This window comes from Streptomyces sp. NPDC048659, from assembly GCF_040650575.1.
Taxonomy (GTDB): Bacteria; Actinomycetota; Actinomycetes; order Streptomycetales; family Streptomycetaceae; genus Streptomyces.
The window spans coordinates 57,994-70,699 of the sequence record NZ_JBEZHM010000020.1; the positions used below are offsets into that span (position 1 = coordinate 57,994).

At 74.0% G+C, this 12,706-nt stretch carries 9 protein-coding genes; 8 read left to right on the forward strand and 1 reads right to left on the reverse strand.

The window, feature by feature from the left end; translation table 11 throughout:
* Window positions 1-136 precede the first annotated feature (136 nt).
* Window positions 137-3,277, forward strand: coding sequence for a beta-N-acetylglucosaminidase domain-containing protein (locus AB0C99_RS17740; RefSeq protein ID WP_362475807.1), 3,141 nt, complete (start codon window positions 137-139; stop codon window positions 3,275-3,277).
* Window positions 3,278-3,308: 31 nt separating this feature from the next.
* On the opposite strand, the gene AB0C99_RS17745 is transcribed toward AB0C99_RS17740, so the two are convergent.
* Window positions 3,309-3,872, reverse strand: coding sequence for an HNH endonuclease (locus AB0C99_RS17745; RefSeq protein WP_362475808.1), 564 nt, complete (start codon window positions 3,870-3,872; stop codon window positions 3,309-3,311).
* Window positions 3,873-4,172: 300 nt separating this feature from the next.
* Here AB0C99_RS17745 and AB0C99_RS17750 point away from each other — a divergent pair, with 300 nt between their 5' ends.
* The 7 genes from AB0C99_RS17750 to AB0C99_RS17780 all read left to right on the forward strand — a co-directional run bounded on the left by AB0C99_RS17750 (window position 4,173) and on the right by AB0C99_RS17780 (window position 12,279).
* Window positions 4,173-5,246 carry a mechanosensitive ion channel family protein gene (locus AB0C99_RS17750; protein ID WP_362475809.1) on the forward strand — a complete coding sequence of 358 codons (1,074 nt, stop codon included), beginning with the start codon at window positions 4,173-4,175 and terminating at the stop codon, window positions 5,244-5,246.
* Window positions 5,247-5,534: 288 nt separating this feature from the next.
* Complete coding sequence (locus tag AB0C99_RS17755; RefSeq protein WP_362475811.1) at window positions 5,535-6,755, forward strand: ROK family transcriptional regulator; 1,221 nt, start codon at window positions 5,535-5,537, stop codon at window positions 6,753-6,755.
* A gap of 88 nt (window positions 6,756-6,843) precedes the next feature.
* Window positions 6,844-8,196: an ABC transporter substrate-binding protein gene (locus AB0C99_RS17760; protein ID WP_362475813.1), complete on the forward strand. Its 1,353-nt coding sequence runs from the start codon at window positions 6,844-6,846 to the stop codon at window positions 8,194-8,196.
* On the forward strand, window positions 8,193-9,134 hold the full coding sequence (locus tag AB0C99_RS17765; RefSeq protein WP_362475815.1) for a sugar ABC transporter permease: 942 nt from the start codon (window positions 8,193-8,195) through the stop codon (window positions 9,132-9,134). Before AB0C99_RS17760 ends, AB0C99_RS17765 begins: the two co-directional genes overlap by 4 nt.
* A 3-nt stretch (window positions 9,135-9,137) precedes the next feature.
* A complete protein-coding gene (locus tag AB0C99_RS17770) occupies window positions 9,138-10,040 on the forward strand; it encodes a carbohydrate ABC transporter permease (protein WP_362475817.1) in 903 nt (300 codons plus the stop codon).
* An 8-nt stretch (window positions 10,041-10,048) separates the two neighbouring features.
* A complete protein-coding gene (locus AB0C99_RS17775) occupies window positions 10,049-11,314 on the forward strand; it encodes a 6-phospho-beta-glucosidase (RefSeq protein ID WP_362475819.1) in 1,266 nt (421 codons plus the stop codon).
* Window positions 11,305-12,279 carry a BadF/BadG/BcrA/BcrD ATPase family protein gene (locus AB0C99_RS17780; protein ID WP_362475821.1) on the forward strand — a complete coding sequence of 325 codons (975 nt, stop codon included), beginning with the start codon at window positions 11,305-11,307 and terminating at the stop codon, window positions 12,277-12,279. Before AB0C99_RS17775 ends, AB0C99_RS17780 begins: the two co-directional genes overlap by 10 nt.
* Window positions 12,280-12,706: the final 427 nt, after the last annotated feature.

Consider the following 12,706-nt stretch of genomic DNA (forward strand, 5'->3'; position numbering starts at 1 on the left):
TGACGAACGGGTGCCACCTCGCCGGAAGCCCCTCCGGCAAACGGGACAGTTCGACCAGTCGCATTGACACTCCGTCGGCCCGGGTGATGGGCTCGCCGTCATCGAATCGTGACCCACGGGACCGAAGGGAGCACCCGTGCACCTCGGGCACAGGAGGCGGACGGCGACCGCGGTGGCCGTCGCGGTCATCGGCGGATTCCTCGGCGGCGCCGTCCCGGCCCCGGCCCTGGCGCTGCCCGGCACCCCGGGCGCCCCGGGCACCCTCGTCACCTCACCCGCCTCACCCACCTCACCCACCTCACCCACCGCTCCTGTCACGCCCACCACCGCCGCCACCGCCGCCGCGCCCGCCGTCTGGCCGCGCCCCCAGTCGCTGGCCGTCACGGGCGCGCCGGTGGCGCTCGGCGCGGAGGTAACGCTCGTGGCGGCGCCCGGCGCCGATCCGGGCGCCCTCGACGCGCTGCGCGCGCTGCTGCGGTCGGGCGGCGTGCGCACGGTCCACGAGGCCCTGCCGGGCCGGGGCGCGGTGCTCCGGGTCGGCGAGGACGCCGCCGGGGCCCGGGAGGCGCTGGCGGCGCTGCGGGTGCCCGCGCGGGGCGACCTGCCGGACGGCGGCTACCGGCTCGCGGCCGGGCGCGTCCAGGGCCGGGACACGGTGGTGCTGGACGGCACCGGCGAGGACGGCCTGTTCCACGCGGTCCAGACGCTGCGTCAACTGCTGCGCGCCGACGGGACCCTGCCGGGTGTCCGGGTCCGCGACTGGCCCGGCACGGCCGTGCGCGGCATCACCGAGGGCTTCTACGGGCGCCCCTGGAGCCGCGAGGAGCGGCTGGCCCAGGTCGATTTCCTCGGCCGCACCAAGCAGAACCGCTATCTGTACGCGCCCGGGGACGACCCGTACCGCCAGGCGCTGTGGCGCGAGCCCTATCCGGCCGCCGAGCGGGCCGCCTTCCGCGAGCTCGCCGACCGGGCCCGGGCCAACCACGTGACGCTCGCCTGGTCCGTGGCCCCCGCCCAGTCGATGTGCCTGTCCTCGGAGCGGGACCTGGCCGCGCTGACGGCGAAGCTCGACGCCATGTGGGCGCTGGGGGTGCGCGCCTTCCAGCTCGGCTTCCAGGACGTCAGCTACAGCGAGTGGCGCTGCGCGGCGGACGCCGAGACCTTCGGGCGGGGTCCCGAGGCAGCCGCCCGCGCGCACGCGCGGGTGGCCGGCGCGGTGGCCCGGCACCTGGCCGAGCGTCACCCGGGGGCGCAGCCGCTGTCGGTGGTGCCGACCGAGTACTACCAGGACGGCGCGACCCCGTACCGCACGGCGCTGGCCGGGGCCCTGGACCCGCGGGTGCAGCTGGCCTGGACGGGTGTCGGGGCGGTGCCGAGGACCATCACGGGGCGCGACCTGGCCGGCGCCCGCGACGCGCTGCGCCACCCGCTGGTCACCATGGACGACTACCCGGTCAACGACTACGCCCAGGACCGGCTCTTCCTCGGCCCCTCGACGGGCCGGGAGCCGGCCGTCGCCGCCGGGAGCGCGGCCTACCTGGCCACCGCCATGCAGCAGCCGACCGCCTCGCGCGTGCCGCTGTTCACGGCCGCCGACTTCGCCTGGAACCCGAAGGGCTACCGGCCCCAGGAGTCCTGGCGGGCGGCCGTCGAGGACCTGGCCGGGCCCGATCCGGCCGCCCGCGCGGCGCTCGGCGCGCTGGCCGGGAACGGGGCCTCCTCGCTGCTCGCCCCGGAGGCGGAGTCGGCCTATCTGAAGCCGCTCGCCGACGCCTTCTGGGCGAGCCGCACCGGCGCCGACCCGGCGGCCCGGGAGCGGGCTGCGGGCGAGCTGCGGGCCGCGTTCACCGTGATGCGGCGGGCGCCGGAGCGGCTGGCCGGGACGGCGGGCGGCGCGCTCCGCGCGGAGGCGGGGCCGTGGCTGGAGCGGCTCGCGCGGTACGGGCGGGCGGGCGAGACGGCCGTGGACATGCTGCTCGCCCAGGCGCGCGGCGACGGCGCCGGGGCCTGGCGGGCGCAGCTGGAGCTGGAGCGGCGGCGCGAGGAGCTGGCGGCGGGCCCGGTGACGGTCGGCAAGGGCGTGCTGGACCCGTTCCTGGCGCGGGCGGTGACGGAGTCGGCAGCCTGGACCGGCGCGGACCGGGTGACCGGCCCCGGGCTGCGCGCGGACGCGGCGCCGGACGCGTACACGGTCCGGATGGCGCACGCCCGGCCGATGGAGACGGTCACCGTGATGACGGAGCCCGGCGAGGGCGCCGCGGGCACCCTGGAGGCCCTGGTGCCCGGCGAGGGCTGGCGGGCGCTGGGCCCGCTGGCGGCCTCGGGCTGGACGCAGGCGGACCTGGCGGGGCTCCGCGCGGAGGCGGTGCGGATCGTGTGGGACGGCCCGGCGGGGCGGGTGCGCTCGCTGGTGCCGTGGTTCGCGGACGAGCCGCGGGCCGGGCTCGAACTGGAGCGCGCGGAGACCGACGCGGAGATCGGCGGCCCGGCGGTCCGGGTGGCCGCGACCCTGGAGGGGCGGCGGGCGGCGGAGCTGCGCGGGGCGCTGGCCGCGCGGGCGCCGAAGGGGATCACGGTGCGGCTGCCGGCCGAGGCGCTGGTGCCGCGCGGCACCCGGGCCACGGTGCCGTTGGAGGTGACGGTCGCGGCGGGCACGCCACCCGGCGCGTACGCCGTCCCGGTGAGCTTCGCGGGCGAGGAGCGGGTGCTCACGGTGCGGGCGTTCCCCCGGACGGCGGGCCCGGACCTGGCGCCGGGCGGCACGGCCTCGTCCTCGGGCGACGAGACGCCCGACTTCCCGGCGGCGCTGGCCGTGGACGGCGATCCGGCGACCCGCTGGTCCTCGCCCGCCGAGGACGGCGCCTGGTGGCAGCTGGAGCTGGCGGCGCCGGCCCGGGTGGGGCAGGTGGTGCTGCACTGGCAGGACGCCTACGCGCGGGGCTACCGGATCCAGGTCTCCGCCGACGGGCGCGTCTGGCGTACGGCCGCCACGGTCCGCGACGGGCGGGGCGGCCGGGAGGCGGTGCGGATGGACGCGCCGGACACCCGCTTCCTGCGGGTCCAGGGCGACGCGCGGGCCACGGCGTACGGCTATTCGCTGTGGACGGTGGAGGCGTACGCGGTGGCGGAGCCGCCGGCGGACGGCCGGAAGGACACGGAGGGCACGGCGGCGCCCGGGGACGCGCACCCGCCGTCCGGCACGGGCGGGGACGGGGCCGGGCCCGGGGCCGGGGAGCCCCCGGAGGAGCGCGGCGGCCCGGCCCCCGGCCCCTCCTGAGCCCCCGCGCCCGGAACGCGAAAGGCCCGGCTCAACCCGTCGTCACGGCCCCCACGGGGGCGGTGACGACCGAGTCGATCCGGGCCAGCGCGTCGTCCGCGCCGTACGGCTGGAGGTAGGGCAGCCATCGCGGGTCGCGATGGCCGGTCCCGATGATCCGCCAGGCCAGGCCGGTCGGCGGGGCGGGTTGGTGCCGTAGCCGCCAGCCCAGCTCGCGCAGGTGCCGGTCGGCTTTGACGTGGTTGCAGCGGCGGCAGGCCGCCACGACGTTCTCCCAGGCGTGCGTCCCCCCGCGGCTGCGCGGAATGACGTGGTCGACGCTGGTTGCGACGCCTCCGCAGTACATGCAGCGTCCGCCGTCGCGGGCGAAGAGCGCTCTGCGGGTCAAGGGGACGGGCCCCCGGTAGGGGACCCGCACGAACCGCTTGAGGCGCACCACACTGGGTGCGGCCATCACCCGGCTCTCGCTGTGCAGGAAGGCGCCGGACTCCTCTAGGCAGAGTGCCTTGTTCTCCAGGACGAGGACGAGCGCGCGGTGGAGCGGTACGACGCCGAGCGGCTCGTACGACGCGTTGAGGACCAGGACATGCGGCACGGATGCCTCCTATGACGCCGGCGGCGCGTGGCTCGCGCCGGGACGAAACTGCCCCCAGTCTCTCCTCATGCCTGGTCGGCGCGCCACCACGTACCGGTAACGGGTACCGCGCGGGGGGTGTTCTCGACCACATCGGCGGCGTTCGGGGAGTCTTTCGCGGGCGGCGGCCCGTCTTCCCCTGTGCACCCGCCGTGCACCGCACGAACCCGCCCGCGCACGCCGACCGGGGCACGCCGTGTCCCCCGTTAGTGTGGACGGATCGCCCCACGGATTGCCCGCCCCTGCCCTGGAGGTCCCCCCGTGCCCCCCGTGTTCTGGTCCGCCCTGCCGACCGCCGACGCCCCGCCCTCCGTCCCGGTGACGCTGGACGAGGCGGCCGAGACGGCGACGAACGCCGCGGGGTGGGTGGAGCAGAACTGGGCCACCTGGCTGAACACGGGCCTGCGGATCGTGCTGATCCTGGTCGTGGCGCTGACCCTGCGGATGCTGATCCGCCGGGCCCTGACCAAGCTGATAGACCGGATGAACCGGTCGGCGCAGGCGGTCGAGGGGACGGCGCTGGGCGGCCTGCTGGTCAACGCGGAGCGGCGCCGGCAGCGCTCGGAGGCCATCGGCTCGGTGCTGCGCTCGGTCGCCTCGTTCCTCATCCTCGGCACGGCCGGCCTGATGATCCTGGGCGCCTTCAAGATCGACCTGGCGCCGTTGCTGGCCTCGGCCGGTGTGGCGGGTGTGGCGATCGGCTTCGGCGCGCGCAACCTGGTGACGGACTTCCTCTCCGGCGTCTTCATGATCCTGGAGGACCAGTACGGGGTCGGCGACACGGTCGACGCCGGGGTCGCCTCCGGCGAGGTCGTCGAGGTGGGCCTGCGGGTGACGAAGCTGCGCGGTGTGGACGGCGAGATCTGGTACGTCCGCAACGGCGAGATCAAGCGGATCGGCAACCTCAGCCAGGGCTGGGCGACCGCCGCGGTGGACGTGACGGTCCGCCCGACGGAGGACCTGGACCGGGTGTCGGCGGTGATCGGCGAGGCGTCCGAGTCCATGGCGAAGGAAGAGCCGTGGAACGAGCGCCTGTGGGGCCCGGTGGAGATCCTGGGCCTCACCGAGGTGCTGCTCGACTCGATGACGGTCCGCGTCTCGGCGAAGACGATGCCGGGCAAGAAGCTGGGCGTGGAGCGGGAGCTGCGCTGGCGGATCAAGCGGGCGCTGGACGAGGCGGGCATCCGGATCGTCGGCGGGGTGCTGCCCGCGCAGGCGGAGGACTCCCCCGCCGACCCGTCGGCGGCCGTGGCGGCCCCCTCGGCCTTCGCCTCCCCGACCTCCCCCCAGTCCGCGGCGGCCACCCCGCTGCCGAAGCCGGACCTCACGAAGTAGCCGTTCCGCACACCTTCCGAGGGCGTCCCGTCGATGATGGCGGGGCGCCCTCACGCGTTCCGGGCCCCGGCCGACCGGTCCGCCGGGGGGTACGTCGGGGGTCCGCCGGGGGTCCGCCGGGGGTCCGTCAGGGGTACACCCGGGGTACGCCCGGGGTCCGTCGCGGGTCCGCCCTGGTCCGTACCGGACCGACGCGGGCTCTTGACGCCCCGGCGACGGGCGTCTTACCTTCCTCCCAACCCAATAGGAAAGTTTCCTAACAATGCGGCGGGACAAGGCGGCTCCGACATGGCAGGTACCACCCCGGGAACCCCCGGCACCCCGCGCGTGCTGCGGGCCATGAACGACCGGGCCGCGCTCGACCTGCTGCTGGAGCACGGCCCCCTCTCGCGCACCCGGATCGGCAAGCTCACCGGGCTCTCCAAGCCGACCGCCTCCCAGCTCCTCGCCCGCCTCGAAGCCGCCGGTCTCGTGATCGAGACCGGGACCACCGCGGGCCGCCCCGGGCCCAACGCGCAGCTGTACGCGGTCAACCCCCGGGCCGCCTACGCGGCGGGGCTCGACGTCTCGCCGCGGCTGATCCGCGCCGCCGTCGCCGACGTGACCGGCGCGGTGGTCGGCGAGTTCGAGCTGCGGACCCCCGGCCGCCCGGCCGAGGGCGGCGTGGTCCGGCAGGTCGCCGACGCGCTCACCGGCGCCGTCACCGCCGCCGGGCTCGGCGGGCTCGACGCGCTGCACCGGGTGGTCATCGGCACCCCCGGCGCCTTCGACCCGGCCACCGGCCGCCTGCGCTACGCCTCCCACCTGCCCGGCTGGCACTCCCCCACGCTCCTGGAGGAGCTGGCCGTCGCCCTGCCGATGCCCTTCGAGTACGAGAACGACGTCAACCTCGTCGCCGTCGCCGAGCAGCGCCTGGGCGCCGCCCAGGGCCACGAGGACTTCGTGCTGCTGTGGAACGAGACCGGCGTCGGCGCCGCCGTCGTGCTCGGCGGGCGGCTGCACCGCGGCTTCACCGGCGGCGCCGGAGAGGTCGGCTTCCTGCCGGTGCCCGGCACCCCGCTCGTCCGGCAGGTCACCAAGGCCAACTCCGGCGGCTTCCAGGAGCTCGCCGGCGTCCAGTCGATCCCCCGGATCGCCAAGACCCTCGGCATCGACACCCGCGAGCAGCCGTACGTGGAGACCGCCGCCGCACTCCTCGCGCACGCCGCCGCCCACCACGACGAGGACGCGCGCTACGCCGAGCTCCTCGACACGTACGCCGAGCGCCTGGCGACCGGTCTCGCCGCCGTCGTCGCCGTGCTCGACCCGGAGCTCCTGGTCCTCGCCGGGGAGGCCGTCACCCCCGGCGGCGAGCCGCTGCGCGCCCGCGTCCAGGCCCAGCTCGCCGATCTGGCCGCCGCCCGGCCCCGGCTGGTCCTCGCCGCCGTGGCGCCGCACCCCGTGCTGCGCGGCGCGCTGGAGAACGCCCTGGCCGCCACCCGCGACGAGGTCTTCGACACCTCCCGCTGAACCCCGTACCGCCGCACCGCCGTACCACCGCACGACCCGTACCGCCCCTGCCCCTCGTACGCCCCCGCCCCGCCCAGGGAGACCCGCCATGCCCGCACGTCAGCGCCGGCTCGCCGCCTCGCTCGCCGCCACCGCCTCCATAGCCCTGTTCGCCTCCGCCTGTACCGGCTCGACGGGCGCGAACTCCGCCGACGACCCGAACGCGCAGACGACGATCACCTTCTGGCACGGCTGGAACGCCCCGTCCGAGGTGAAGGCGATCAACGACAACATCGCCCGCTTCACGAAGGCGCACCCGAACATCAAGGTCGACGTCATCGGCGGCATCAACGACGACAAGCTCAACCAGGCGCTGCGCACCGGCGGTTCCAAAGGCCCGGACGTGGTCTCCTCCTTCACCACCTCCAACGTCGGCAAGTTCTGCTCCTCCGGCGCCCTCGCCGACCTGAAGCCCTTCATCGAGAAGTCCAAGCTGGACCTCGACAAGATCATCCCGAAGACGCTGCTCCAGTACACGCAGTTCGACGGCAAGCGCTGCGCGATGCCGCTGCTCACCGACGCCTACGGCCTCTACTACAACAAGACCGCCTTCAAGGACGCCGGCCTCGACCCCGAGAAGCCGCCGCGCACCTACTCCGAGCTGCTGGCCACGGCCAAGAAGCTGACCAAGCCCAAGGGCGACTCCTTCGAGCGGCTCGGCTTCATGCCGAACTACCACGGCTACGAGACCACCAGCGAGCACTACCTGGGCAGCTGGGGCCCCACCTACTTCGACGCGAACGGCAAGTCGGCCGTCGGCACCGACCCCGGCATCGCCGAGATGATGACCGTCCAGAAGAAGATGGTCGACGAGCTCGGCGGCTACGAGAAGCTGGAGCGCTACCGCACCGGCTTCGGCGACGAGTGGGGCGCCAAGCACCCCTTCCACACCGGCCAGGTCGCCATGCAGATGGACGGCGAGTGGCGGCTCGGCATGGCCACCGACGCCAAGGTGCCCTTCGACATCGGCGTCGCCCCCATGCCCGTACCGGACAGCCAGGCCGCCGACTACGGCAAGGGCTTCCTCTCCGGCACGATCATGGGCATCGCGCCGCAGAGCAAGAAGCAGAACGCGGCCTGGGAACTGATCAAGTTCATGACCACGGACACCGAGGCCGTCGTCGCCTTCGCCAACGGCATCCGCAACGTGCCCTCCACCTTCGAGGCCCTGAAGTCGCCGGACCTGAAGTTCGACCCGCGCTTCAAGACCTTCCTGGAGATCGCGCAGCACGAGAAGTCCAACACCCCGGCCGGCGCGATCAACGGCGACTCGTACCTCAAGACCCTCCAGGACTTCGCCCTCCAGTACGAGAAGGGCGGCGTGAGCGACCTCAAGGCCGGCCTGGCGAAGACCGCCCAGCAGATCGACACCGACATGGCCAAGGCGAACAACGGCCGATGAGCACCCACACGCTCCGCGCCAAGCGCCGCAGGTCGGCGCTCCGGACGGCGGCCTTCATGTCACCGTGGCTGATCGGGTTCGCCGTCTTCTTCGCCTACCCGCTGGTCTCCACCGTCTACTTCTCCTTCATGAACTACGACGGCTTCACCCCGCCGTCCTTCAACGGGCTGGAGAACTGGACGTACGTCCTGCGGGACTACCCGATGTTCTGGCCGGCCCTGCGCAACACCCTGTGGCTGGTGGTCGTGATGGTCGCCTGCCGGGTCGTCTTCGGCCTCGGCATCGGCCTGCTCATCACGAAGATCAAGACCGGCGCCGGGGTCTTCCGCACCCTGTTCTACCTGCCCTACCTGGCCCCGCCGGTCGCCGCCACGCTCGCCTTCGTCTTCCTGCTCAACCCCGGCACCGGCCCGGTCAACGCGCTGCTCGACGGGGTCGGCATCACCGGCCCCGGCTGGTTCACCGACGCCGCCTGGTCCAAGCCCGCGCTCACCATGCTCGCGGTCTGGGGCATCGGCGACCTGATGGTCATCTTCATGGCCGCGCTGCTCGACGTGCCGAAGGAGCAGTACGAGGCGGCCGAACTGGACGGCGCCTCGCCCTTCCAGCGCTTCCGCTTCGTGACCCTGCCGAACATCTCGCCGATCGTGATGTTCGCGGTCGTCACCGGGGTCATCCAGGCCATGCAGTACTACACCCAGCCGCTGGTGGCCGGAAAGGTCGCCTCCGGCGTCATGGGCGGCTCCGGGCAGCCCTTCGAGCCCGGCTACCCCGACAAGTCCACGCTGACCCTGCCGCAGCTCGTCTACAACCTCGGCTTCCAGCGCTTCGACTACGGCGCCGCCTGCGCCATCGCCCTCGTCCTCTTCGCCCTGGCCATGCTCTTCACCGGGCTGCTGATGCGCCGCCGCGGCGGCCTCATCCAGGCAGGTGACTGACCCGTGAGCCAGGTACTCGACCCCCCGAAGACGACGGCACGCGGCGCCGAGGGAACCTCCCCCGCCGCCCGCACCGCCCGCCGCAAGGCGCTGCTGCACTGGATCGCGGTGCACTCGCTCGGCGTCGCCGCCGCGCTCTTCTTCGTCCTGCCCTTCGTCTTCGTCCTGTTCACCTCGCTGATGAGCGACCAGCAGGCGCTCACCCGCGACCTCACCCCGAACACCTGGGAGTGGGGCAACTACGTCCGCGTCTTCGAGACCCCGGGCTTCCTCACCTGGTGGCGCAACACCCTGGTGTACGCGGGCGCCGGCACCGTCCTGACGGTGCTCTCCTCGATCCCGGTGGCGTACGCGCTCGCCAAGTTCCGCTTCCGCGGGCGCAACCTCTCGCTGCTCCTCGTGATCTCGATGATGATGCTGCCGCCGCAGGTCGTCATCATCCCGATGTACCTGTTCTGGTCCAAGGAGCTGGACCTGTCCGGCACCCTGTGGCCGCTGATCATCCCGATGGCCTTCGGCGACGCGTTCTCCATCTTCCTGCTGCGCCAGTTCCTCATGACCATCCCGAACGAATACCTCGACGCGGCCCGTGTGGACGGCTGCGGCGAACTGCGCACCCTCGTGAGGGTCGTGCTGCCGATGGCGAAACCGGGGATCGCGGCCGTCGCGCTCTTCCAGTTCTTCGCCGCGTGGAACGACTACTTCGGACCGCAGATCTACGCCTCGGAGAACCCGGGGGCGTGGACGCTGAGCTACGGCCTGGAGTCCTTCAAGAGCGCGCACCACACCGACTGGAATCTGACCATGGCCGCGACCGTCCTGGTCATGGCCCCCGTGATCCTCGTCTTCTTCTTCGCCCAGAAGGCGTTCGTCGAGGGTGTCACGCTGACCGGAGTGAAGGGCTAGCCGACGTTATGAAGCTCGCTGTCGTGGGGGGCGGCTCCACCTACACCCCCGAACTGATCGACGGGTTCGCGCGCTTGCGCGACACCCTGCCCATCACCGAACTGGTCCTCGTCGACCCGGCCGCCGACCGGCTGGACCTGGTCGGCGGCCTGGCCCGGCGGATCTTCGCCAAGCAGGACCACGAGGGCCGGATCACCACCACCTCGGACCTCGACGCGGGTGTCGAGGGCGCCGACGCCGTCCTGCTCCAGCTCCGCGTCGGCGGCCAGGCCGCCCGCGAGCAGGACGAGACCTGGCCGCTGGAGTGCGGCTGCGTCGGCCAGGAGACCACCGGCGCCGGCGGCCTCGCCAAGGCGCTGCGCACCGTCCCGGTCGTCCTGGACATCGCCGAGCGGGTCCGGCGCGCCAACCCGGACGCCTGGATCATCGACTTCACCAACCCGGTCGGCATCGTCACCCGGGCGCTGCTCCAGGCCGGGCACAAGGCCGTCGGGCTGTGCAACGTGGCCATCGGCTTCCAGCGGAAGTTCGCCGCGCTGCTCGGCGTCTCCCCCGCCGAGGTCCACCTCGACCACGTCGGGCTCAACCACCTGACCTGGGAGACCGGGGTGCGCCTCGGCGGCCCCGAGGGCGAGGACGTGCTGCCCCGGCTGCTCGCCGAGCACGGCGAGGCCGTCGCCGCCGACCTGCGCATGGACCGGGAGCTCGTGGACCGGCTCGGCGTGGTCCCCTCGTACTACCTGCGCTACTTCTACGCGCACGACGAGGTCGTGAAGGAGCTCGGCAGCAAGCCCTCGCGGGCGGCCGAGGTCGCCGCGATGGAGAAGGAGCTCCTGGAGCTGTACGGGGACCCCTCGCTCGACGAGAAGCCGGCCCTGCTCGCCAAGCGCGGCGGCGCCTTCTACTCGGAGGCGGCCGTGGACCTGGCCGCCTCGCTGCTGGGCGGCGGCGGCTCGCCGTACCAGGTGGTGAACACGTACAACAACGGCACGCTGCCGTTCCTGCCGGACGACGCCGTCATCGAGACGCAGGCGGCGGTGGGCCCGGCCGGTGCCGTGCCGCTCGCCGTGCCGCGGCTCGACCCGCTGTACGCGGGGCTGATCGCGAACGTCACCGCCTACGAGGACCTGGCCCTCCAGGCGGCGCTCAAGGGCGGCCGCGACCGCGTCTTCAAGGCGCTGCTCGCGCACCCGCTGGTCGGGCAGTTCGGGTACGCCGAGGCGCTGACCGACCGTCTGATCGCGCACAACCGGGAGCACCTCGCGTGGGCGTGAGAGGGATCGCGCTGGCCGTCGACGCCGGCAACAGCAAGACCGACGTCGCCGTCGTCGGCGAGGACGGCCGCGTCCTCGGCGCGGCGCGCGGCGGCGGGTTCCAGCCGCCCGTGGTGGGTGTGGAGACGGCCGTCGGCGCGCTCGCCGAGATCGTCGGCCGGGCCTGCGCCGAGGCCCGTGTCCCGGCCTCCTTCGAGGTGGTCGCGGCCTGCCTGGCCAACGCCGACCTGCCGGTGGAGGAGGCCGAGCTGAAGGCCGCCCTGGAGGCGCGCGGCTGGAGCCCCTCGGTCCACGTGCACAACGACACCTTCGCCATCCTGCGGGCCGGGATCGACGAGCCGCGGGGCGTCGCCGTGGTGTGCGGGGCCGGGATCAACTGCGTCGGGATGCTGCCGGACGGGCGGACCGCGCGGTTCCCCGCGATCGGGAAGATATCCGGCGACTGGGGCGGCGGCGGCGGACTCGCCGACGAGGCCCTGTGGTTCGCGGCGCGCGCCGAGGACGGGCGGGGCGAGCCCACGGAGCTCGCCCGCACCCTGCCGGCGCACTTCGGGCTGCCGACGATGTACGCGCTGATAGAGGCGCTGCACCTGGGGCGGATCGAGGCCGAGCGGAAGCACGAGCTGACGCCGGTGCTGTTCCGGACCAGCGCCGGGGGCGACCCGGTGGCCGGGGCGCTCGTGGACCGGCTGGCCGACGAGGTGGTGGCGCTGGCCTCGGTCGCGCTCGGGCGGCTGGACCTGCTCGACGAGGCGGCGCCGGTGATGCTGGGCGGCAGCGTGCTGGCCGCCCGCCATCCCCGGCTCGACGCGCGGATCGCCGAACTCCTGGGCGCGAAGGCGCCGAAGGCGGTGATCGGGGTGGTGACCGCCCCGCCGGTGCTGGGCGCGGGGCTGCTCGCGCTGGACGCCTGGGGCACCGGCCCCGAGGCGGCGGACCGGCTGCGGGAGCACTACGGGGCCTGACGGGGCCTGACTGGGCCTGACTGGCACCGACGGGCCTTACGGGCGCGGGGCGTTCCCTCACGGGGCGCCCCGCACGCATGTTCACCCGCACGAGCGACGTTCGAGAAGGAACCGATCGCGGCCGGACGTCGTATTCAAAGTGAGGAAGGTGTGAAGGGGGGTTCGCCCGCGGAGGGTCCGCGGCCATGCGGCACGATAGGAACAAGATCGAGTCAATCCCGGTGTGCGTCCGGGCCACTGCGGCCATACTGCTGGCCGGGAGGCGGCCACCGCTCCGCCGGACGGACCGGTCGACGTCTCAGACCGAGGGGGAGGTCACGTGACACATCCGCCGAACGCGCCCGCCACCTCGGCGGCGCGGGGCACCGGCGGCGCGCCCGCGCGACCCGGCTCCGGCGTGCCCGCGCAGTCCGGGGCCGTCGTCCCG